The sequence below is a fragment of the Sulfurospirillum sp. 1307 genome (assembly GCF_054408545.1).
In genome coordinates this window covers 392635-414978 of the sequence record NZ_CP176011.1, presented here as the reverse complement: position 1 = coordinate 414978, position 22344 = coordinate 392635, and the positions used below count along the sequence as shown (strand labels likewise).

24 protein-coding genes and 1 tRNA gene are annotated in these 22344 nt (G+C 31.0%); 10 read left to right on the top strand and 15 right to left on the bottom strand.

The window, feature by feature from the left end; translation table 11 throughout:
- Positions 1-99: 99 nt before the first annotated feature.
- From rsmG to ACKGJI_RS02175, 4 genes are read left to right on the top strand one after another with little or no spacing between them, the layout of a single operon-like run.
- A complete protein-coding gene (gene rsmG, locus ACKGJI_RS02190) occupies positions 100-675 on the top strand; it encodes a 16S rRNA (guanine(527)-N(7))-methyltransferase RsmG (protein ID WP_458700928.1) in 576 nt (191 codons plus the stop codon).
- Entirely contained in the window at positions 668-898 is a 231-nt protein-coding gene (locus ACKGJI_RS02185) for a PP0621 family protein (protein WP_458700926.1), read from the top strand. Before rsmG ends, ACKGJI_RS02185 begins: the two co-directional genes overlap by 8 nt.
- Complete coding sequence (locus ACKGJI_RS02180) at positions 895-1278, top strand: hypothetical protein (protein ID WP_458700925.1); 384 nt, start codon at positions 895-897, stop codon at positions 1276-1278. The genes ACKGJI_RS02185 and ACKGJI_RS02180 overlap by 4 nt, the downstream gene beginning before the upstream one ends.
- 2 nt (positions 1279-1280) lie before the next feature.
- Complete coding sequence (locus ACKGJI_RS02175; RefSeq protein ID WP_458700923.1) at positions 1281-2510, top strand: GGDEF domain-containing protein; 1230 nt, start codon at positions 1281-1283, stop codon at positions 2508-2510.
- 9 nt (positions 2511-2519) lie between these two features.
- Here the strand turns inward: ACKGJI_RS02175 and ACKGJI_RS02170 are convergent, their stop codons facing one another.
- From ACKGJI_RS02170 to ACKGJI_RS02160, 3 genes are read right to left on the bottom strand one after another with little or no spacing between them, the layout of a single operon-like run.
- Complete coding sequence (locus tag ACKGJI_RS02170) at positions 2520-3545, bottom strand: alanine racemase (protein WP_458700921.1); 1026 nt, start codon at positions 3543-3545, stop codon at positions 2520-2522.
- Positions 3546-3547: 2 nt separating this feature from the next.
- Positions 3548-3784 carry a hypothetical protein gene (locus ACKGJI_RS02165; protein WP_458700919.1) on the bottom strand — a complete coding sequence of 79 codons (237 nt, stop codon included), beginning with the start codon at positions 3782-3784 and terminating at the stop codon, positions 3548-3550.
- 12 nt (positions 3785-3796) lie between these two features.
- A complete protein-coding gene (locus ACKGJI_RS02160) occupies positions 3797-4759 on the bottom strand; it encodes a L,D-transpeptidase family protein (protein ID WP_458700918.1) in 963 nt (320 codons plus the stop codon).
- A 178-nt stretch (positions 4760-4937) separates the two neighbouring features.
- Between ACKGJI_RS02160 and ACKGJI_RS02155 the strand changes: the two genes are divergently transcribed.
- The 6 genes from ACKGJI_RS02155 to ACKGJI_RS02130 are packed head-to-tail and all read left to right on the top strand — an operon-like array spanning position 4938 to position 9847.
- Complete coding sequence (locus ACKGJI_RS02155; protein ID WP_458700917.1) at positions 4938-5300, top strand: NADH-quinone oxidoreductase subunit A; 363 nt, start codon at positions 4938-4940, stop codon at positions 5298-5300.
- Complete coding sequence (locus tag ACKGJI_RS02150) at positions 5291-5812, top strand: NADH-quinone oxidoreductase subunit B (RefSeq protein ID WP_458700916.1); 522 nt, start codon at positions 5291-5293, stop codon at positions 5810-5812. The genes ACKGJI_RS02155 and ACKGJI_RS02150 overlap by 10 nt, the downstream gene beginning before the upstream one ends.
- Positions 5805-7460 carry an NADH dehydrogenase (quinone) subunit D gene (nuoD, locus tag ACKGJI_RS02145; RefSeq protein WP_458700915.1) on the top strand — a complete coding sequence of 552 codons (1656 nt, stop codon included), beginning with the start codon at positions 5805-5807 and terminating at the stop codon, positions 7458-7460. The genes ACKGJI_RS02150 and nuoD overlap by 8 nt, the downstream gene beginning before the upstream one ends.
- A complete protein-coding gene (gene nuoE / locus ACKGJI_RS02140; protein WP_458700914.1) occupies positions 7457-7930 on the top strand; it encodes an NADH-quinone oxidoreductase subunit NuoE in 474 nt (157 codons plus the stop codon). Before nuoD ends, nuoE begins: the two co-directional genes overlap by 4 nt.
- Entirely contained in the window at positions 7927-9177 is a 1251-nt protein-coding gene (nuoF, locus tag ACKGJI_RS02135) for an NADH-quinone oxidoreductase subunit NuoF (RefSeq protein ID WP_458700913.1), read from the top strand. Before nuoE ends, nuoF begins: the two co-directional genes overlap by 4 nt.
- Before the next feature lie 13 nt (positions 9178-9190).
- Positions 9191-9847, top strand: coding sequence for a Crp/Fnr family transcriptional regulator (locus tag ACKGJI_RS02130; RefSeq protein ID WP_458700912.1), 657 nt, complete (start codon positions 9191-9193; stop codon positions 9845-9847).
- Positions 9848-9914: 67 nt separating this feature from the next.
- Here the strand turns inward: ACKGJI_RS02130 and ACKGJI_RS02125 are convergent, their stop codons facing one another.
- The 12 genes from ACKGJI_RS02125 to rpsL form a co-directional block, all read right to left on the bottom strand.
- Positions 9915-11447, bottom strand: a complete 1533-nt coding sequence (locus ACKGJI_RS02125; RefSeq protein ID WP_458700911.1) for an NADH-quinone oxidoreductase subunit N — start codon at positions 11445-11447, stop codon at positions 9915-9917.
- Positions 11444-12925: a complex I subunit 4 family protein gene (locus tag ACKGJI_RS02120; RefSeq protein ID WP_458700909.1), complete on the bottom strand. Its 1482-nt coding sequence runs from the start codon at positions 12923-12925 to the stop codon at positions 11444-11446. The genes ACKGJI_RS02125 and ACKGJI_RS02120 overlap by 4 nt, the downstream gene beginning before the upstream one ends.
- Positions 12926-12931: 6 nt before the next feature.
- Positions 12932-14818 carry an NADH-quinone oxidoreductase subunit L gene (gene nuoL, locus ACKGJI_RS02115; protein ID WP_458700908.1) on the bottom strand — a complete coding sequence of 629 codons (1887 nt, stop codon included), beginning with the start codon at positions 14816-14818 and terminating at the stop codon, positions 12932-12934.
- On the bottom strand, positions 14815-15123 hold the full coding sequence (gene nuoK / locus ACKGJI_RS02110; protein ID WP_458701682.1) for an NADH-quinone oxidoreductase subunit NuoK: 309 nt from the start codon (positions 15121-15123) through the stop codon (positions 14815-14817). Before nuoK ends, nuoL begins: the two co-directional genes overlap by 4 nt.
- Before the next feature lies 1 nt (position 15124).
- Entirely contained in the window at positions 15125-15631 is a 507-nt protein-coding gene (locus ACKGJI_RS02105) for an NADH-quinone oxidoreductase subunit J family protein (protein ID WP_458700907.1), read from the bottom strand.
- Positions 15628-16128, bottom strand: a complete 501-nt coding sequence (locus ACKGJI_RS02100) for a NuoI/complex I 23 kDa subunit family protein (protein WP_458700906.1) — start codon at positions 16126-16128, stop codon at positions 15628-15630. The genes ACKGJI_RS02105 and ACKGJI_RS02100 overlap by 4 nt, the downstream gene beginning before the upstream one ends.
- A 1-nt stretch (position 16129) precedes the next feature.
- Positions 16130-17413, bottom strand: a complete 1284-nt coding sequence (locus tag ACKGJI_RS02095; RefSeq protein ID WP_458700905.1) for a complex I subunit 1/NuoH family protein — start codon at positions 17411-17413, stop codon at positions 16130-16132.
- Positions 17413-18924, bottom strand: coding sequence for a 2Fe-2S iron-sulfur cluster-binding protein (locus ACKGJI_RS02090; protein WP_458700904.1), 1512 nt, complete (start codon positions 18922-18924; stop codon positions 17413-17415). Before ACKGJI_RS02090 ends, ACKGJI_RS02095 begins: the two co-directional genes overlap by 1 nt.
- Before the next feature lie 133 nt (positions 18925-19057).
- Positions 19058-19134: transfer RNA gene (locus ACKGJI_RS02085), tRNA-Arg, on the bottom strand.
- Positions 19135-19204: 70 nt separating this feature from the next.
- Positions 19205-21283 carry an elongation factor G gene (gene fusA, locus ACKGJI_RS02080; RefSeq protein ID WP_458700903.1) on the bottom strand — a complete coding sequence of 693 codons (2079 nt, stop codon included), beginning with the start codon at positions 21281-21283 and terminating at the stop codon, positions 19205-19207.
- 12 nt (positions 21284-21295) lie between these two features.
- Positions 21296-21766, bottom strand: a complete 471-nt coding sequence (gene rpsG, locus ACKGJI_RS02075) for a 30S ribosomal protein S7 (protein ID WP_458700902.1) — start codon at positions 21764-21766, stop codon at positions 21296-21298.
- A gap of 78 nt (positions 21767-21844) precedes the next feature.
- On the bottom strand, positions 21845-22216 hold the full coding sequence (gene rpsL, locus ACKGJI_RS02070; RefSeq protein ID WP_458700901.1) for a 30S ribosomal protein S12: 372 nt from the start codon (positions 22214-22216) through the stop codon (positions 21845-21847).
- Positions 22217-22344 lie beyond the last annotated feature (128 nt).

Genomic DNA, 22344 nt, shown 5'->3' with positions numbered 1-22344 from the left:
TCTTATAACAAGCTTTAATAAAAGTAATTTTATTAAAGCTTGTTTATACAAAAATATCTTTTATTTGGTATACTATACAATAAAAAATCGGAGAATAATTTGTTTGAAGAGAAGTACAACCTGCCTTCAGGCTTTGATGAAAAATGTGAAGTATTTAGTGATATTATTTTAAAATACAATCAAGTTCACAATATAACTGGAGCAAAGGATAAAAGAAAAATTTATGAAAATATTGAAGATAGTTTACATCCAATAAGTTTTTTACATGTAGAAGATATCAAAACTGCTGTTGATGTTGGAAGTGGTGCTGGATTTCCTGGATTGATTTTAGCAATGGCAATGCCAAATACTCATTTTACACTATTTGAGCCAATTACAAAGAAAAGTTCATTTTTGCATTTAGCAAAATCTAGTTTAAATCTAAAAAATGTTACAATTTCTACTTCGAGGGTTGAAAAAAACAATGGATTTAAAGCAGATTTGATATGTTCACGCGCTGTGACAAATACTAAAATGCTAATAAATCTGTGTAAATCTTACATATCTCCATCTAGCACACTTTTGTTTTATAAAGGACAAAATGTAAGTGAAGAGTTAGAAGGTCTAAGTGAGTATAAAATATATAAAAAAGAGATGAGAAATTATCTTGTTTTAAAGGAAATCTGTGTTGATTAAATTTTTAATTTTGATTATTATATTTTTAATAATCTATATAGTATTTTTTAAACAAAGCACCAAAATAAAAGGTAAACCAAAGACAAATAAAACAAACCATAAATCGGTAAGTGGTGAAATTTTGATGGAGTGTAGTAAATGTCAGACATTTGTAGCTCAAGATGATGCCATTATCAAAGATGGCAAGTATTATTGCTCAAAAGAGTGTGCAGGAGTAAAATGATGCTAATAATTGGGCATAAACTTATACCTTATGAAAAGATATATAAAGTTACAAATATGTCACAAATTAAAAAAACTCCTTCAAATAGCACTATATTATTTGATTTTAATAATAAAGAAGTGCTACAATATATAAAAGACACTGATGTAGCATTTTGTGTACAAATCAGCAAGCCTATTGAAGCTTGCCTTGCAAATGCGCTTGGAGCTAAGTATATAATTTCTCCAAAAGATATCGCAAGCAAAATTCAAAAAATTGCTGAAGAGTATATGTTTGATGCTAAAATTCTTTGTTTGGTAGAAGATGAAGAAGAGATTGATTTTTGTATAGAAAATTTTATAGATGGAGTTTTGTATAAACAAGCAATAATAAGGAGTTAAAGATGAAAGTATTTATGGCGATTATTTTAACCATACTATACTGGCTAATTGACTCTTATATTGATATGCAAACTTTTACCTTATCTTTGAAAGATGCACTTTTTTTAAATTATCCTCAAGCACATCCATTTTTAAAAATAGCAATTGCTGCTATTATTATGGTATTTATGCTTTTAAAAAACGATAAAGAAAATAACAATCAAGAAGATAGCTTAACATATTGTACATCAATTATGATAGATGCTATGCAAAATATAGCCAATATTATCTTAGCGCCAATTCCACTTCAAAAACAACTTGAAAATATAGTAACTATTTTAGAAAAAGATTTACATGTAGAATCTAGCTTCGTAGGTGAATATAATGAAAATTTTATTTCCGTTTTAAATACCAATGAATCACTGCAAAAATTTGGAATCAAAGATAAATTTTTACCACACAGGGATAATTTACAAAAAGATAGCCTAGAGGCATTAGTTTCTGATTTTTATATAACTAAAGAAGAATTTATTGATAAAAACATAAAAATAAACAATAAAGAATATAGAGTAATTCTACACGCTTTTAAAATGAAAAATGTAAAACAGCATATTGGTTTAGTAGGAATCATAACTAATAAAGAAGATAGAAATGATTATAAAAATTTCATAGAAATGCTTAGTGATGAAATTGCTTTTATTGTTAATCTTGCTAAAAAAAGAGCTGAACTAGTTGAGTCACAAGAGAGATTTAAATCACAATTTTCACCAATGGATCCAGATTTAAAGATTTATAACAATGCAAAATTACAAGAAATACTAGAGCATGAAAGAAAGCGTGCAGATAGATATGGAACTTTACTATCTCTCATAATTTTAGAAATTGACCATATACAAAACCTATCAAATATATTTAATGAAGAAGATGTTTTAAATCTAAAAAAAGAGTTTGTGGCTTTGTTTAAAAAAGGCATAAGAGAAACTGATACTTTTGGTAAATGGAGTAATGAACAACAATTTGCAATAATAGCACCTGATGTTGATTTTAGAGGTGCAAAAAGCTTTGCAACGAAGCTGAACAATAAACTAAAAGAACATAGGTTTAGTAAAGTAGGGAAAGTTACATGTAGTTATGGAATTACAACATATAATAAGCAAGATACTATGGGAGAATTTAGAAAAAGGGCTGAAAAAGCACTTGAAGAAGCCAAAGAGCGTGGTGGCAACTCTATTGAAGTAAAAATTATTGCTTAAGAGCACCTATTAAATAACTTCTCTTTTTATATTTAGCATAAGTTTAGTAATCACTTCATATGATATTGTATTGAATTTTTTAGCTAAATATCTAGCATCACTAAAAAGACAAACTTCCTCATCATCTCCTAGCATAGAAAGGCTATCCATAGAAACTCTTCCTAAAACCTCTTTGCCTTCTAAGATAAGCTTTGTTTTTCCATCATGTCTGAAAAATCCATCTCCATAGCCAATGTCATATGTAGAGACCGTATCATCTTTACTTAAAGTATACATTCCACCATAGCCTACTCTATCTCCCACTTTTAATTTTCTTGAACTAAGTTTATTTGCCCAAAGTGACATAACTGGTTTTAAATCAAACTCTCCAAAGGATGGGTGAAGATGAGTATATCCATATGTAGCAATCCCGCATCTTGCAAAATCATCTTCAAGTGGACTTTGTCTTCTAAGTAGTGAAGCTGAGTTGCATGAGTGAAATTTTGGCATAGATAAACCTAGTTCATTTATATACTTGATAACTATTTTTTTTACTTGTTTAAAATTTTGCTCTTGCCAATATTGTTCGCCTCCAAGATCATCTGCACTTCTAAAATGAGTAAATACCCCTTTTAAATTTAAATCATTTTTTAAAATAATCTCAAGTGCATCTTTAATCTCTTCTTCTTTTATGCCATTTCTATGCATTCCTGAATCAATATTTAAATGAATTGAGCTGTTTTTAGGAAACCTTTTTAAACACTCGATAGAATTAACTGCAAAGGAAATCGAGCTATCTTGTAAGGTTAATGGCGGATGATCAGCTAAGATAAGGGTATCTTCAAAAAAATTATAAATTTCTAAAGCTTCTTGCAGGCTTTTAACAGCACATTTGTTTATACCAAATTCATGTGCTAATCTAGCCATAATCTTTAAATCATGCCCATAGGCATTATCTTTTAGTACTGCCATTAGCCTATCTTTTCCACCAGCTTTATTTGATAGATAAGATAAATTATGAAAATAATTTTGCTTACTAATTCTAATACAAGCCATATCTATTCTGCTTTTAAACCAAGTTCACTTACTAGAAATCCTCTTAGTTTTCTTGCTTGATAATCTAACTTAAAAAAGTGTTCATACACGTCTTTTGCATCTAACTTTGGATTGTTCTCAAAATCAAATTCCATATTATTACTTTTTTTTGGGATATTTCTATCAAGATAATCTATAAAATCTGTTCTTATTTTAATCAATTTATCTAATTCTTTCTCAACCATTTCTTTATCTAACATTATTGCTTTCTCCTATTTTTCTGATAATATTGAAAATGTTTTATCTTTTAGCTCAATAAAAAGTTCTTTATTACCTTTAAACTTATAACTTTTACTTTTATATATCTCATAAAAAGCCACTTTGAAAATTTTTCTTTTTGATAAATTTGGATAAGGTGATATATTGATATTTTTAAAAATAATAGTTTTTGATTGTTTCTTAGAAAAAATTGTTTTTTTCATTTGAGAAAAATATCTTTTATGCATACCATCAAATCTTCTAAAATCAGATGAGTAAAAATCCAAATACTCTTCTAATCTATTTTTTCTCCAAGCATCCTGCCACCTATAAAGTTCTGAAAGTATTAAGCTTATATCATCTTTTGTAACGACAGGTGAAATATTTTCACTAACTATTACTACACTTTTTTTTGGATTAATAAATTTATCTAAAAGCTCAATCGTATCATTATCTAAAACAATACAACCTTTGCTCATAGAATCTCTAGGGCTTCCATCAAGAGGTGATCCATGTATCCATATGCCATATCCATTTTTACCTTGAACTTTATCATAAGTATTAGGATAAGATAAAGAAAATGCTAAAGGGCCATAAAATTGATCCATTGGGATAAATCTTTTTTTTATTTCATACACACCCAATGGAGTTTTCAAATCTCCCTCTTTTTGTTTATCACCATTTGCCCCAACAATTACATTTTTGTAAACTGTAAGTAACTCAATTAACTTTCCTTCAATCTTATAAACACTTAACTCTTTTTTTTCTTTGTTAGCAATCAACAAAGAATCTAAATTTTCATAATAGCCCAAACTAACATCAAAATCTTTTAAATAATTTTTCCAATAATCTTGATTTTTTAATTGTAAAACTATTTCATCTTCTACTGCTTCTAAGCCATTTTGCCTATAAATATCAACAATATTACTTGCGAATAAAAAAGGTGCTACGAAAATAAATAAAATAAATTTTTTCAAAATTTTCCCCAATATATTTATATAAAAAAAATTATTATATTTAAAAATGTCTTAGAAGATTATTTGGTTTTTTTATTTACTTTGATTTCAAGTTTTCTAAGGTATGATACTAAAAACTAATCTAGCACACTATCTAAGTGTGTAATGTCAGTTAAAATCTTAAAAGAGAGGTACTATTGTGTCACTCGAACTAATACTTGCAAGTTCTATTGTTCTTGTTTTAGTTATTGCTATCCCAACTCTTTTTGTTATGTCAAAAAAACTGGGACCAAATACTCAAGGCAATAAGCAGAAAAATCTTTCATACGAAAGTGGTATCACTAATCCTATTGGGGGAAGTGATGGGCGATTTAGTGTTAAATTTTATTTAGTTGCCATACTCTTTGTACTGTTTGATGTAGAAATCATTTTTATGTTTCCTTGGGCAGTAAATGTAAGAGAGTTAGGCTTTTTTGGGCTATTTGAAATGTTTACTTTTATGGGGCTTTTAATAGCTGGATTGATCTATGTTTATAAAATAGGAGCTTTAAAATGGCAGTAGGTGCTGAAGCCGTATTTGGTGATAGTGTTATCACAACAAAGCTCGATAGTGCTATTGCTTGGGCTAGAGAATCTTCAATGTGGCCTTATATTTTTGGTACTGCTTGTTGTGCTATTGAATTTATGAGTGTTGCTTCGAGTAAATTTGACATCTCAAGATTTGGAGCAGAGGTAGTAAGATTTTCACCAAGGCAGGCAGATTTAATGATAGTTGCTGGAACTATTAGTTACAAACAAGCTCCAGTTTTAAAAAGAATATACGATCAAATGACTGAACCAAAATGGGTTATATCTATGGGTGCATGTGCTTGTAGTGGTGGATTTTATGATAATTATACAACACTACAAGGAATTGATGAAATTATTCCAGTAGATGTTTATGTTGCTGGATGTCCGCCAAGACCAGAAGCACTACTAGATGGACTTATGCAAATTCAAAAGCTTCAAGCTCAAAAAGAAAGCATTTTAAAAGATAGGGTAAATAATGATTATAAAGGAAGGCTAGATGAGTAGCCAATTGGAACAATTAACAACTGATGAAAATGGTATATATTTAATCAATCAAAATGAAGTAAAGCAGGTAATTTCAAACTTAAAAAATGAAGGTTTTGTTTTTTTAGCTGATATTACAGCAATCGATTATCTTGATTATAATAAAAAAATGCCAAGCAGGTTTGCTGTTGTTTATATACTTAGAGAAAAAGATTTTAAAAAGCACATAATTTTAAAAGCGTTTTTAGATGACAATGCTTTACATGTAGAAAGTATAACTGATCTTTTTAAATCAGCAAATTGGGCTGAAAGAGAAGTGTATGATCAATATGGGATAAAATTTGTAAATCATCCAAATTTAAAAAGAGTTTTAAACCATAAAGATTTTGAAGGTCATCCACTAAGAAAAGATTATCCAAAAACAAAAGGCCAACTTTGTACTCAAACTGATGATTTAATGGATGAAATGATTCCAAAGTTGGAACAAAAAAATTATCTTAATCATGATGAACTAATGTTTCTAAATCTAGGACCTGCTCACCCTGCAAGTCATGGTACTATTAGAACGTTTGTAGCACTTGATGGAGAAAATATAGTAAGCGCTGTAAGTGAGATTGGATATCTTCACAGAGGCTTTGAAAAATCTTGTGAAGACCATACATACAATCAAATCATACCTTATACTGATAGACTTAATTATTGTTCAGCAATACTTAACAATATCGCATTTGCTCATAGTGTTGAGGGAATGTTGGGTATTGATATTCCTGAGCGTGCGCAATTTATTAGGGTAATTATAGGGGAACTTTCGCGTATAATTGACCACCTTGTATGTTTGGCTGCAAACTTAGTTGATATGGGAGCATTAACAAACTATTGGTATCTTTACAATCCAAGAGAGGCAGTTTATGATCTTTTGTCAAAACTAACAGGAGCTAGACTTACAAACTCTTATATGAGAGTTGGTGGAGTTGCTCATGACTTTTATGATGGATTTGAAGAGGACTTGAAGGGTTGTATCAATGAAATTGAAAAAGGTATGAGTGATACTTTAAATCTTGTAGAAAAAAACAGAATTTTTCATGATAGAACACAAAATGTTGGATCAGTAAGTGCCGAAGAAGCTATAAATCTTGGTTTTACAGGTCCTAATTTAAGAGCTAGTGGTGTTGCTTATGATGTTAGAAAAACAAACCCATATTACTTTTATGATGCACTAGATTTTGATATAGCAATTGGAAGCGTTGGTGATGTATATGATAGAATGATGGTTAGATTTGAAGAGATTAGACAAAGCATAAAAATCATTAATCAATCTATGAAAATGTTGCCTAAAGGCGAAATCATAGTTAACAATCATGCTATTGCGCTTCCTAAAAAACAACAAGTTTATACCACAATTGAAGGCGTGATGAACCAATTTAAGCTTATTATGGAAGGTGTTAAAGTATTGCCTAAAGAGTATTATAGGGCTACTGAAGGTGGTAATGGTGAATTAGGATTTTTTATCGTTAGTGATGGAAGCGGAACACCATACAAAGTTAAGGTAAGACCTCCTTGTTTTCCTGCGATGGCAGCAATTCCTTCTATGATTGAAGGAGGAATGGTTGCTGATTATGTTTTAGTTTTGGGTAGTTTAAATATTATAGCTGGGGAGTTAGATAGATGAGTAATTTTAAATTCAATGAAGAAAATGAAAAAAAATTTCAAGAATTACTAAAAAGATACCCTGATCCAGCATCATTATCTCTACCATCTTTATGGATGGTACAATATCAAGAGGGATGGATTAGCGAAGATGCTATGGTTTATCTTGCTGAAAAATTAAATACAAGTCCAATGGATATAAAAAGTATTGCTTCATTTTATTCGATGTTCAATCTCAAACCTGTTGGAAAATATCATATTCAAATGTGTAAAACTCTTTCATGCAAGCTCTGTGGTAGTGAAAAGATAAAAAACCATATAGAAAAAAAATTAGGTATCAAATTTGGAGAAAGTACTAAAGACATGAAGTTTACACTAAGTGAAGTAGAGTGCTTAGGCTCTTGTGGTACAGCTCCAGTGATTCAATTAAATGATGATTATATAGAAAATCTAACAATAGAAAAAATAGATGAAGTATTGGATAAATTATGATAGTAAAAATTGTAAGTAAAAATTTTGATATCAAAGATTCTCATAAACTAGAAGTCGCTCTTAAGCATGGAAGATACTCATCACTAAAAAAGCTATTTACAATGGCTCCAGATGATGTTACTGAAGAAGTAGCAAAAAGCGGTTTAAGAGGAAAAGGTGGTGGTGGAGCACCAACTGGTGATAAGTGGAAACTTATGCCAAAAGATCATCCAAAACCATCCTACCTTGTAGTAAATGCTGATGAGAGTGAGCCTGGTACTTTTAAAGATAGACAAATTATGGAGTATGACCCTCATCTTTTGATTGAAGGAATCATAAATTCTTCATATGCAATAGGAGCGCATAGCGCATACATATACATAAGAGGCGAATATGTTTTTTGGGCAAAAAGGCTGAATGAAGCAATTCAAGAAGCATATGATGCAGGTTATTTAGGTGAGAATGTAGCTGGCAGTGGATATAAGCTTGATGTTACAGTACACAGAGGAGCAGGAGCATATATCTGTGGAGAAAAAAGTGCTCTTTTAGAATCACTAGAAGGCAAAAGAGGTCATCCAAGACTTAAACCTCAACAAAAAGAACCAGAATGGTTTTTTGGAGGACCAACAGTGGTAAATAATGTAGAAACCATCTCTAGTGTACCCTTTATCATAAAAGAGGGTTATGAAGCGTACAGAGCTTATGGAACTGAAAAATCTCCAGGAACTATGCTTTTTGGTATGAGCGGACATATAAACAACCCTGGAATTTATGAACTTCCATTTGGCGTTAAAATGAAGGATGTTATAGAACAAATTGGTGGTGGAGTAAAAGGTGGTAAAAAATTAAAAGCTGTAATTCCTGGTGGTTCATCTTGTCATGTTTTAAGAGCTGACGAGATAGATGATATCACGCTTGATTATGAATCATTAAGAGCTCATGGATCAAGTTTAGGAACTGGTGGTATGATTATCATGGATGAAGATACTTCAATGCCTGAAGTCATGAAAAATCTTTTTGAATTTTATCATCATGAAAGTTGTGGACAATGTACTCCATGTCGTGAAGGTTGCGGTTGGGTTGATAGAATTTTAGGTAAAATTTTAGATGGAAATGGTTACAAGAAAGATTATGATACCATCTTAGATGCATGTGATATGTTAAACGGAAAAACTATTTGTGTTTTTGCACCTTCTGTTGCATTTATAGCAAATAGTTACATAACAAAATTTAAAGATGAATTTTATTCACTTTTAAATGATGCGTAGTACATAAGAAAATATGAAAGAAAAATTAAAAGATATATGTCTTTTTGGCTCATTAGATGACAATCAACTTAATAAATTAGATTCTATTAGTACGATAAAAACATACAAGCAAGGAAATATTCTTTTTTATGAAGGAGATGAGCCAAAAAATCTCTTTTTCTTGCTTGATGGTCTAGTAAAGCTTTATAGATATGACAAATTTGACAATATAAATATACTTATGTTTTATTATTCTCAAGCTCTCATAGGTGAAGCTGCAACTTTACAAAAAACTCCTCATCAAGTAACTGCTGAATGTGAAACTGAGTGTAGTATTTTAGTTGTTCCATTTGATGAGTTTGAAAAAAATTTTTTAAATGATCCAAAAGTTGCTATTGGAATTATTATGCAATTAATTTCTAAAATAAAAAAACTTATGGATGCTAATCTAAAACAAACTTCTATGCAAAAACTAGCTGGATTAATTTTTGAAAATCAAGAGCTATTTCTTAAATTAAAAAAATACAAAATTGCTGAAATTTTAAATATTGCACCAGAAACTTTTTCTAGAAATTTAAAAAAACTACAAAATGATGGTATTATAAAATATTCTAAAAAAGAATTTGAAATTTTAGACAAAGATGCTTTAAGCGAACTCTTTGCATGTTGTCCAAGCTACGATAAAAATTGATATTATAAAACTGAGTATATGCACTTTAAATAGCGTGTATACTCAGTTAGTTTTTTAAGATTTTATTTTATAAACATTGAACTAAATAACAGTTCAAGAAAAGAGATTTATAAGCTTCTTTAGCAATATCAATCAAAAAGTCAACTCCAGGGAAATATACTACAAGAGTATTTCCTATACCTCCCCAAATAATCGCTAAAGCAATTACTGCAATAACAATAGGGGCTAGTCCTCTTAAGGTGGGAATTTCACCTTTCATTTCAGCACTTGGATAAAAATACATTACTGCAATTAATTTAAAATAGTAATATACTGATACAAATGTAGCTAAAATTGCAAATATAGCTAAAATAGTATGCCCAGATTCAATTGCACCAATAAAAATATAAAATTTACCTATAAAACCGATAGTTGAAGGAATTCCTGCTAGAGAAAGCATAAATACACTCAACATCGCTGCCATATATGGTCTAATATGTGCAAATCCTCTAAAATCTTCATAAGAAATTCTAATATGGTCATCACTTGAGATATAAGACAATAGACCAAAAGCACCTACTGAAGATAAAAAATATGCAACTAAATAAAAAATTATAGAACTAGCCGCACTCTGACCTAAAACACTAATTGATGCAAATGCTATAAGCATATATCCTGTGTGAACTATACTTGATGAAACTAGCATTCTTTTTAAAGATTTTTGGATAATAGCTAAAAAGCTTCCATAAACTAAAGTTAAAATAATTACATACACTAATATATCATACCAATCATCCCTGATTGAGCCAAAGTCTATAAGTACAAGTCTTAGCATAAAACCGAAAACTGCCATTTTGAAAGTAGCTGCCATAAATGCAGTTACTGGAAGTGGTGCCCCATCGTAAACATCTATTGCCCAGTTTTGAAATGGAAATGCTGCTATTTTAAATAAAAATGTAAATAACATCATAGTTCCACCAATAAAAAATAAAGAAGTGTCCATATTTATATTTTTAGAGATGAAACCACCAATTTCACCAACAACAGTTGTTTGTGTACTAGCATATATAAATGATGCTCCCAATATAAAAAATATTCCAGCGATTGATCCTAAAACCAAATATTTATAACTTGCTTCAATTCTTTTATCTCTAGTTTTTTGAAAACCAATCATTACATACATTGAAATTGATGCTATTTCCAAAGCAACATACGCTGTTACTAATTCATTTGCATGTGTTAAAAGCATCAAGCCTGATAGTGAAAATAAAAAAAGTGAGAAAAATTCAACCTTAAAATAATCGTGATTCTCAAAATAATGAAGCCCAATAAGCATCGTTAGGATTCCACCTAAAATCAGGAAAACACTAAAATAATCTGAATAAGTATCAACTACAATCATTTTGTTAAAAGTCTCAGCAAATGGATAAAGAGAATATGCACCTTCAAAACTATTCATATTAACTATATTTATGATGAATGCTATAATCAAAAAGAAAAGTGTATAATATACGGCAGTTCTTATTGTTGTTTTTTTAAAGCTGCTTAAAATCATCATAAAAATTGCACCAATAATTATAGAAAGAAGTGGCAATATGTAAATAATATCTGGTGATTTCATCCATTAATCCTTATGTCTAAAATATCTCTTATATAATGCTGTATTGTTGGGTCAATCTTATAAAAAAACCAATCTGGATATACACCCATCGCTATTATTAATACAACCAATGGAAGCATTCCTATAAATTCTTTTTTATTTAAATCTTTCATTTTAGCTACATCATTTCCTGTCTCTTCTAAAATTGCTCTTTGAAACACCCAAAACATAAAACTCGCTGCTACCAAGACAGTTAATGCTGAAACAATTCCTGCAGCTGGATTAAACCCAAATGCTCCTAAAATAATCAAAAACTCACTTACAAAGCCATTTGTTCCTGGAAGTCCAACGATACAAAGAAGCATAATCGCAAAATAAAATGTAAATAAAGGTGCTTTTTTTGCAATTCCTCCCAATGCAGGGATAGATTTTATACCTATATCAAATTCCATCTTTCCAACAAGCAAGAAAAGACCTCCTGTTGCCATTGCATGAGCTATAATTAAAAATGCAGCTCCTGTCATACCATATACATTTAATGAAAAAATACCAACAACAATAAACCCTAAGTGTGAAGCTGAAGAGTATGCAAACATTTTTTTGATGTTTACTTGCATAATTGCAGCTATTCCAAAATATATAAGTCCAAAAATTCCAAGCCAAACAAAATATGGTGCAAATTCTTTGTAAAGTTCAGGGAAAATTGGCATTACAAACCTTACAATTCCATACACTCCTAACTTTGCCATAATGGAAGAAAGTAAAAACACACCTCCAGTTGGTGAGTTTGAGTATGTATCTAAAAGCCAAGTGTGAAAAGGAAAAAGTGGTATTTTTATTGCAAATGCGAGCATAAATCCAAAAAATAACCAAATTTGCTCTACTCTTGATAAAGTAGTAATCTGGACTATGTCATTTAATGCAAAACTCCATGATCCAAATTCATTATAAAAAGCAACTCCAATATATAAGATAGAAATCAACATAAATAGTGATCCCATAATCGTGTAAACTGTTATTTTCAAAGTTGAAAATACTCTATTTCCTGTTCCAAACATTCCTATAATTATAAAAACAGGTAAAAGCATTGCTTCCCAGAAGAAATAAAATAAAATTAAATCTTGAGAAAAAAGAGTTCCTGAAATACCTGTTTGAATTAGTAACATACTAATCCAATACCCCTTTGTTCTCCCATCCCAAAGCCATAAATATGCACAAGGGATCAAAGTTGCAATTAACATAAGAATAATCAAAGAAAAACCATCTATTCCCAAACTATAATTTATACCATAGCTAGTAATCCACTCATAATGCTCTCTAAATTGCATAAACCCTGATAACTGAAATTTCTCTGATACTATGTAAGCTAAAATAAAAATTACTATAGATGTAACAAAAGCAGTATTTCTAGTACCTTTTGAGCCTACAGGCAAAAGCATAAGAGCAAATGCAACAAACATTGGTAAAAATATAATAACTGATAAAATTCCGAAATTCATAATTCTCTACCCTAAAACAATTAATAAATAAGTTGAGGCTATACTAACTCCAGCCAACATAATTAAAGCATAGTATCTAGTATTTGCACTTTGCATTCTTGAAACAACTTGACCTAATTTAACAAAACCTCTAGAACTTCCCATTACAATAGCGTCAATCAAGTTTATATCTATTTTTAATGAAAAAATAACGCTTAATTTTTGTATCCCCTCAACAAATACTTTTTCATATATTTCATCAATATAAAATTTATTCCAAATAATTCCACTAAGTTTTAATTCTTTGTTCATATCGTAATTATAAAATTTTATATATGCTATACCTATACCAATAAGAGCAACAAGTATATTTAATCCCATAAGCATGTATTCTAAAGAATGTTCTATATGTAATAGTTCCTTACTCCAATCTTCTAACCAAATAGCAACTAAGTTTGAACCTCCAAGCGCATGAGGAACTCCAATAAATCCAGCACATAATGCGCCAATTGATAAGACAATCAGTGGCAATTGCATACTTTGTGGTACATTATGAATAGTTCTATTAGATTCATAATTTTTTGCATAAAAAACAACAAAAAACAACCTAAACATATAATAAGCTGTTAAAAGAGCTGTAAAAACTCCAATCGCCCAAATAGTGTAGTTGCCACTAGCAAATGCTGTCAATAAAATCTCATCTTTACTAAAAAAGCCTGAAAATGGAGGTAGTCCTGATATAGCTAAAGTTGCTATTAGCATAGTAAGATATACTGTTGGTAACTTTTTTTTCATACCACCCATTTTAAAAATATTTTGCTCATGATGAAGTGCAACTATAACAGCTCCAGCACCCATAAATAAAAGTGCTTTAAAAAATGCGTGAGTGAAAACATGAAATATTCCAGCACTATATCCTCCAAGGCCAACAGCTATAAACATATAACCTAATTGACTCATAGTTGAATAAGCCAATATCTTTTTTATATCTGTTTGTTTAGTAGCAATAATTGCTGCAAATAGCGCTGATATAGCCCCGATATAAGCGATAAACAGACCAACATGTGGAATCAGATCATATAAAAAATGAAATCTAGCCACCATATAAACACCAGCTGTTACCATAGTAGCAGCATGAATCAAAGCTGAAACTGGGGTTGGTCCAGCCATCGCATCAGGTAACCAAACATAAAGAGGGATTTGAGCTGATTTACCAACAGCACCTACAAATAAAGCAAGGCCTATACATGTAAGCATAGTTGGAGTTAAACTTTGAACTCCACATGCTAAATTATCATAATCAAATCCATTGAAACCTGCATAATAAAAAAGCATAACCATTCCAATAACAAACCCTAAATCACCTACTCTATTTGCAATAAATGCTTTATTTCCAGCTTTTACATTTTCTCCATCACTATAGTAATAACTAATTAAAAGATAGGAACAAACTCCAACGCCTTCCCATCCTATAAACATAATTATTGGACTATTACCTGTAACTAAAAGCAACATTGAAGCTATAAAAAGATTAAAGTAAAAGAAAAATTTTCCATATCCTTCATCATCTTTCATATAACCAGATGCATAGATATGGATTAACCATCCAACAAAAGTTATAAATAAAACCATAAATATTGATAATTTGTCTAACATAAATCCCATATCAATATCATATCCATCCACACCTAGCCATCTATATGCAGTAAAAATAAATTTTTCTTCTCCAGCAAGCATTTTAATGAAAAAATTAATTGCAATTAAAAAACTTATTAGTGGTGTACTTAATGCTATAATGTTAAATATACTATTACTGATTCTTGAAATTTTTATTGAATATAGATACATTATCCCCAATATTAATGCACCAAACAATGGGGCTAAAACTATCCAAGGGAGTAAAGAATTTGTCATAATGCATCCTTTTGAGAAAGAATTGTAAATAAATCAGAGTTTAAACTCTTTTTCTTTCTATAAAGAACTACAATCATTGATAAAAATACTGCAGCTTCAGCGGCTGCAATAGCTATAATTATCATCGACATTACTTGAGGAGCCATACTTTCATAGTACCTTCCAAGCGCAATAAAAATGAGGTTTATTGAATTTAACATAAGTTCTATCGACATATATACTACAAAAATATTTTTTCTGCTTATTACCCCTAAAAAACCCAATGAAAAAAGTATCATGGCTAGGGTTATATACGATATAAGCATATCAGCCATTATTCTTCTCCTTCCTTGCATAAACAACTGCACCAACAAGTGCTGCTAAAAGTAAAACTGATATTAATTCAAATGGAATTAACCAATTTTGGAATAATTCTTTTCCAAAAGGGGCAATTGAACCAAAATCTGTATTTAAAATACCCATTGATTTAGAAGGAAAAGCATAAAAAGCTTTTATAATCAAAAAATTAAATGGGATTAAAAGAATTGATCCAATTAATATAACTGTATTTTTATTTGATTCATCAGGAAGAGCATCATCTCTTAAATTTAAAAACATAATGATAAATAAAAGTAGAGTGATAATTGCTCCTGCATAAATTATAATTTGAACCATAAATAAAAATGGAGCACTTAAAAGAGCAAAAATTCCCGCTAATGCTATAATTGTTACAATTAAACTGAGTGCTGAATGAATCGGTTGAGCAAAATATATCATACCAATTCCTCCTGAAATTGCCATCAAAGATAAAACTATAAAAATAAAATCTATCATTTATCATCCTTCATTGGCTCATGAGAAAGCAATGTATCTCTATCTACCACAAAATCTTCTCTTTTCGATTTTACAAAACTAAAAATTCCTGTATCCATTCGTATAGCATCACAAGGACATGCCTCAACGCATCCTCCACAATAAACACATTCAAGCAAATCTATGCTAAACTTTGCCGGCATTTTTTCATCTATACCATCTTCTCTCTCTGTTGCTTCAATAAATATACACTCAGCAGGACATGCAGTAGCGCACATAAAACAAGCTACACACCTAACACTACCATCTTCTCTTTTTGTAAGTCTGTGAATACCTCTATATCTTGGGGTAATATCTTTTGGTCTTACTTCAGGGTATTGAAGAGTTTTAATATTTGATGTGTCTTTTAAGTTATCAATAAAATGAGTAAACGTAACTTTCATACCGCCTAGTATTGCTGGCAAATACAGTTTTTCTTTAAAACTTTTACCATGTCTTGGAACTACCTTTATACCCATATTATGCTCCCATAACTACTACAAAAATACCAGTAAAAAATATATTGGCAATTGCTATTGGAAGAAGTATCTTCCATCCTAAATTTTGAAGTTGATCATACCTAAATCTTGGTAGTGTCCACCTAACCCAAATAAAAACAAAATTCATAAATAATAGTTTTATTGCAAAAGTTGCTATTTGTAAAATTGTTACTGTTATATTAGTACCTGTAGTATCCAAGTCGCTAAATATTAATCCACCTAAAATTAAAATAACCAACACATTAATTACTACTAAAGCATTAATTAACCATTTAGCTTCTTTATTTCTTGCATCATTTGGATCTGGCCATTGATTATTTTTTTTAATCCATCTTGCAAAAAATATACTTATTATTGGTAAAATTATAATTATTGCAGATAGGACATAATCTAAATTGTTTTTTAAAGTTTCAGTATTTAACCAAGGTATTTGGTAACCACCAAAAAATAGTGTAATTATCAATGCACTAGCTGCACTCATAGCAACATATTCACCAACAAAAAACAAACCAAATCTCATAGCACTATATTCGGTATGAAAACCACCAACAATTTCACTTTCACCTTCAGCTATATCAAATGGTGCTCTATTTGTTTCGGCAAATGATGTGATTATAAATACAATTGCTGCAACTGGCTGAATTACTATCCCCCAAGCGGGTATAAATCCAAATAGTAATTCACCTTGAAATCTAACCATATCACCTAAGTGAATTGAGCCATATACTATAAGCATAGAAATAAGAGACAAGCCCATTGCCGCTTCATAGCTTATAACTTGTGCTGCAGCTCTTAGGCCACCTAATAAAGAGTATTTATTATTACTTGCCCATCCTCCTATAATGATACCATACACACTAAGTCCTGCAAATGCTAAAAACCATAAAACACCTAAATGTATAGGTAAACCTTGCATTAAAAATGTTTTATTTCCTATAGTTAAATCATCTGCTAGTGGAATAACCATGTATGTTAAAAAAGCACTTGCAAATACAATAACTGGTGCAAAAGTAAAGAAGCTTTTTTCTTTTATTGACTCAGGTCTGTAATCCTCTTTAAATACAAGTTTGAGCATATCTGCAAATGATTGAATTAATCCTCCAAGTCTAACTCCACCAATATTACATCTATTTGGCCCTAATCTATCTTGAATAAAACCAGCAATTCTTCTTTCCATCCAAACCAAAATTGGTGCTGATCCTAAAGAAAACAATAGAGCAACTATTATGTTTACAACTACTACTGTTATTAATACTGTATCCATTATATACTCATTTTAAAAGATTGTTTTTGAAAATCTTCTAAGCTTATATTACCTAAAGCTTCACTCAGCCCACTTTCCCAGATTTCTTTACATGTAGAAACTCCATCTTCTACACTTTCAGCTATTATTTGATTTAACTCTTTTGTTTCATTTGGATATTCAACATTTGACTTATGATATTGTAAATATCCATCAATATTTATAAAACTCCCTGATCTACTTGTGTGAGTTTTATAAGGCACAAATAGGTCCCAATCTTCAAAGTTGCTAGGCATTGAAGCATTTAAAAGTATTTTTGCTTCAAATCTATCAATATTTTCAATACTCTCTAAATCCTCTCTTCCTACACAAACTAATAGTGAGCCATTGTTTGAAAAGTTATCTATAGTCTCTTTATTTTCATCTATTTTTAAAATCCTAAAGCCTCTTCTATTTGTAGATAAATCGTTACATTTTAAAAACTCATCTCCAAACTCTTTGTCATACTCTTTTGTATCATATCCACATAAAATTCCATTGAATTTTTCTGATAACTTCTTCAATCTCATCATTTCTTCTAAACTTAAAGATGGGGAAATCAAAAAGAGGATTTTTCCATGATATCTTTTTAAAAGTCTTACAAACTTTGAAGTTGCGTATTCATATTCACTCTCTTTACCTCGAATCAATGCATATGATTTTCTATTTTCATTTTCTTTTTTGTAACTAAGTCTGCCTTCATCGCATATAAAATATCCATTTATCATATCATTATGTCTTGGTCTATATCTAAAAATATTGTCATCTTCATATTTTGCTTTATGATGATCTATGTAAATATTACATCCTTTAGAACATCTATTGCAAATTCCTTCTTCAGGCTCTAAAAACCAAACTCTTTTTTTAAATCTGAAATCCTTATTGGTTAATGCTCCAACTGGACATAAATCCACCACATTCATAGCATATGGGTTGCTAAGAGGCTTACCTGGGAATGTTGTTATAACAGAATGATCTGCTCTGTGCTCAACTCCTAATTCTTTAGTTTTCGTAATTTTAGAAGTAAATCTTACACACCTTGTACATAAAACACATCTTTCTTGGTCAAGAACAACATTTGCTCCAATATCAACGTGCTTCATTCCTCTAGTTTTGGGAGTATTTAGTCTACTCTCATAAAGACCTACATCCATATAGTAGTTTTGTAATGAACACTCTCCTGCTTGATCACATATAGGGCAATCAACAGGATGGTTTATCAATTCCATCTCTAATATCTGTCTTTTTACCCTATCTATTCCATCACCTTTTGTTCTTATTACCATTCCATCTTTAACAGGTGTATCACACGCAATTTGAGGTCTTTTTTTACCCTCAATTTCTACCATGCACATTCTACAATTGCCATCTTTCCCAAGAGCTGGGTGATAGCAAAAATGAGGTATTTCTATTCCATTGGCAAGTAGCTCTTCAATAAGCAGAGCACCTTCTTTAGCTTCAATTTGTTTATCATCAACTGTTATAGTTGCCATGTCTTAGTATCCTTAGCTTAGGAAATTACGTAATTTTACCCCTATATTTCTTTAATGTAGCTGTCATATAAATATCATATTTAAAATTTTCAAGATAAAAAAAGGTTTCTAGATTTTTGATAGTTTTTTATGGTGGTGTCCCCAGCGCGATTCGAACGCACGGCCTCTTGATTAGGAATCAAGTGCTCTATCCTGCTGAGCTATGGGGACAAAAATTGAAGTAAAAAAAAGCCAAGCATACTTTCGTATACTTGGCTTAAAATTTTTTAAAAATGATTAATTAACCATTTCTCTTTTTAATAATTTCTTCAGCAACATTCTTTGGAACTTCTTCGTAATGATCAAATTCCATTGAGTAAGAAGCTCTACCTTGAGTTTGACTTCTTAAATCAGTTGAATATCCAAACATTTCAGAAAGTGGACAGAATGCATTTACAATCTTATTACCACTTCTTTCTTCCATTGAGTTAATTTGACCTCTTCTTCTATTAAGATCTCCAATAACATCTCCCATAAATTCTTCAGGAGTTTCAACTTCAACTTTCATCATTGGCTCAAGAATTACAGCATCAGCTTTTTTTGCACCTTCTTTGAAGCCCATTGAAGCAGCCAATTTAAATGCCATTTCAGATGAGTCAACATCATGGTAACTACCATCATAAACTGTAACTTTAACATCTTCTACAGGATATCCAGCAAGTACACCACCAGCCATTGCTTCAATACATCCCTTTTCAACTGCAGGGATATATTCTCTAGGAATTGCACCACCTTTGATTTCATTTACAAATTCAAAACCAGTTCCAGGCTCTAGTGGTTCAAGTCTAAGGAATACATGTCCATATTGTCCACGACCACCAGATTGTTTAGCATATTTGTACTCTTGCTCAACACTTCTTTTGATAGTTTCTCTATAACTAACTTGAGGTTGTCCAACTTCAGCATCTACTTTAAATTCTCTCATCATTCTATCAACAAGAATTTCAAGGTGTAATTCACCCATACCTGAGATAATAGTTTGTCCACTTTCTTCGTCAGTTTCAACTCTAAATGATGGATCTTCTTGAGCTAGCTTTTGAAGTGCAACACCCATTTTTTCTTGGTCAGCTTTAGTTTTAGGCTCAACTGCAACAGAGATAACAGGATCTGGGAAGTCCATTCTCTCTAAAATTACTTTATCTTTTTCACTTGCTAATGTATCACCTGTTAGTGTATCTTTAAGACCAACTACAGCTCCAATTTCACCAGCATGTAGTTCTTTAATCTCTTCTCTTTTATTTGCATGCATCTTAAGAAGTCTTCCGACTCTTTCTTTTTTGCCTTTAGAAGTATTGTAAACATAACTTCCACTCTCAAGACTTCCTCTATAAACTCTAACAAATGCTAATTGACCAACAAAAGGGTCTGTCATGATTTTAAATGCAAGTGCAGCAAATTCACCATCATCAGTTGATTGTACATGAGTTTCAGTACCATCTTCATACTCACCTTTTATCGCATCAACTTCTGTTGGAGCAGGCATATAATCAACAACAGCATCAAGTAGTGGTTGAACACCTTTATTTTTAAAAGCAGTTCCACAAAGCATAGGGATAAAAGTCATATCTAAACAACCAGCTTTTATACCAGCTTTAATCTCTTCATTAGTAAGTTCTTCACCACCAAGATACTTTTCCATCAACTCATCAGTAGTTTCAGAAACTGCTTCAATCATTTTTTCTCTATATTCTTGAGCTTTTTCTTCAAGTTCAGCTGGAATATCCTTAACCTCATAGTTAGAGCCCATTGCAGCTTCATCTTCCCATACAAGTGCTTTCATTTGAACTAAATCAATTACACCTTTAAAATTATCTTCTGCACCTATTGGAATTTGAATTGGTACTGGAGTAGCTTTTAGTCTATTTTTTATTTGTCTCTCAACTTCATAAAAATCAGCCCCAGTTCTGTCCATCTTATTTACAAAAACCATTCTTGGAACTCTATATCTGTTTGCTTGTCTCCAAACAGTTTCACTTTGAGGCTGTACTCCACCAACTGCACAGAAAACTGCAACTGCACCATCAAGTACACGCATAGATCTTTCAACTTCAATAGTAAAGTCAACGTGGCCCGGAGTGTCAATGATATTTATTTGATTTCCTCTCCATTCACAAGTTGTTGCAGCACTTGTAATTGTGATTCCTCTTTCTTTTTCTTGCTCCATCCAGTCCATTGTTGCAGCACCATCATGTACTTCACCAATTTTATGAGATATACCAGTATAGAATAAAATTCTTTCTGTTGTTGTTGTTTTACCAGCATCAATATGAGCAGCAATACCAATGTTTCTTACTTTATTAATAGGGTGACTTCTTGCCATAATATATCCTTATTACCAACGATAGTGTGCAAAAGCTTTGTTAGCTTCAGCCATTTTATAAGTATCTTCTTTTTTCTTAAATGTAGCACCTCTACTGTTTGCAGCATCTAATAACTCATTTGCTAATCTTTCAACCATAGTTCTTTCGCTTCTTTTTCTAGCAAATGATACTAACCAACGAAGTGCTAATGCTTGTTGTCTAGCTGGTCTAACTTCAATTGGCACTTGATAAGTAGCACCACCAACACGTCTACTTTTAACTTCCATAACTGGTTTTACATTTTCAACTGCAGTTTCAAAAACTTCGATACCTTTTTGTCCTTCAGCTCTTTGCTCTGCTAATTCAATAGCACCATAAAAAACCTTAGCTGCAGTACTTTTTTTACCATCTAACATTAGATAGTTTATAAACTTTGTTACAACTTTATTATTATAAATTGGATCAGGTAGAACGTCTCTAACCTGTGCTCTTCTTCTTCTCATCTATTAAAATCCTTCAAATTTTAAAATTTTACTCAAATGTTATCAAAATACTTCGGATAACACCTGTTTGGCAAAAAATTACTTAGGTCTCTTAGTACCGTATTTACTTCTTGCAACTGTTCTATTTGCAACACCAGCAGTATCAAGTGCACCACGAACGATATGATACTTAACACCTGGTAAGTCTTTTACCCTACCGCCTCTAACTAATACAATAGAGTGCTCTTGCAGGTTATGACCTTCACCACCGATATAACTAATTACTTCAAATCCACTAGTCAATCTAACTTTTGCAACTTTTCTCAAAGCTGAGTTAGGTTTTTTTGGAGTTGTAGTATAAACTCTTGTACAAACACCTCTTCTTTGAGGGCATTTGTCAAGTGCTGGTGATTTTGATTTTTTAATCACCTTTTTTCTCTCATTTCTTACCAATTGGTTGATAGTTGGCACATTCTTTCCTTAATGTTTAAATTTTATCTGAAAATTTTCAGACTTCTAAATCTAAAGTACAACTTTTCAGTCACACTTAACCCTCTCTCTTCAGAGAAACGACATTTTACTTAAAAAGCACTTAAAAA

Bases quoted from the DNA above. Each gene is read 5' to 3' on its own strand.
- ACKGJI_RS02180 (WP_458700925.1), top strand. From the start codon at position 895: ATGATGCTAATAATTGGGCATAAACTTATACCTTATGAAAAGATATAT.
- ACKGJI_RS02175 (WP_458700923.1), top strand. From the start codon at position 1,281: ATGAAAGTATTTATGGCGATTATTTTAACCATACTATACTGGCTAATT.
- ACKGJI_RS02170 (WP_458700921.1), bottom strand. From the start codon at position 3,545: ATGGCTTGTATTAGAATTAGTAAGCAAAATTATTTTCATAATTTATCT.
- ACKGJI_RS02165 (WP_458700919.1), bottom strand. From the start codon at position 3,784: ATGTTAGATAAAGAAATGGTTGAGAAAGAATTAGATAAATTGATTAAA.
- ACKGJI_RS02150 (WP_458700916.1), top strand. From the start codon at position 5,291: ATGGCAGTAGGTGCTGAAGCCGTATTTGGTGATAGTGTTATCACAACA.
- nuoD (WP_458700915.1), top strand. From the start codon at position 5,805: ATGAGTAGCCAATTGGAACAATTAACAACTGATGAAAATGGTATATAT.
- nuoE (WP_458700914.1), top strand. From the start codon at position 7,457: ATGAGTAATTTTAAATTCAATGAAGAAAATGAAAAAAAATTTCAAGAA.
- nuoF (WP_458700913.1), top strand. From the start codon at position 7,927: ATGATAGTAAAAATTGTAAGTAAAAATTTTGATATCAAAGATTCTCAT.
- ACKGJI_RS02130 (WP_458700912.1), top strand. From the start codon at position 9,191: ATGAAAGAAAAATTAAAAGATATATGTCTTTTTGGCTCATTAGATGAC.
- ACKGJI_RS02125 (WP_458700911.1), bottom strand. From the start codon at position 11,447: ATGAAATCACCAGATATTATTTACATATTGCCACTTCTTTCTATAATT.
- ACKGJI_RS02120 (WP_458700909.1), bottom strand. From the start codon at position 12,925: ATGAATTTCGGAATTTTATCAGTTATTATATTTTTACCAATGTTTGTT.
- nuoL (WP_458700908.1), bottom strand. From the start codon at position 14,818: ATGACAAATTCTTTACTCCCTTGGATAGTTTTAGCCCCATTGTTTGGT.
- nuoK (WP_458701682.1), bottom strand. From the start codon at position 15,123: ATGCTTATATCGTATATAACCCTAGCCATGATACTTTTTTCATTGGGT.
- ACKGJI_RS02105 (WP_458700907.1), bottom strand. From the start codon at position 15,631: ATGATAGATTTTATTTTTATAGTTTTATCTTTGATGGCAATTTCAGGA.
- ACKGJI_RS02100 (WP_458700906.1), bottom strand. From the start codon at position 16,128: ATGGGTATAAAGGTAGTTCCAAGACATGGTAAAAGTTTTAAAGAAAAA.
- ACKGJI_RS02095 (WP_458700905.1), bottom strand. From the start codon at position 17,413: ATGGATACAGTATTAATAACAGTAGTAGTTGTAAACATAATAGTTGCT.
- ACKGJI_RS02090 (WP_458700904.1), bottom strand. From the start codon at position 18,924: ATGGCAACTATAACAGTTGATGATAAACAAATTGAAGCTAAAGAAGGT.
- fusA (WP_458700903.1), bottom strand. From the start codon at position 21,283: ATGGCAAGAAGTCACCCTATTAATAAAGTAAGAAACATTGGTATTGCT.
- rpsG (WP_458700902.1), bottom strand. From the start codon at position 21,766: ATGAGAAGAAGAAGAGCACAGGTTAGAGACGTTCTACCTGATCCAATT.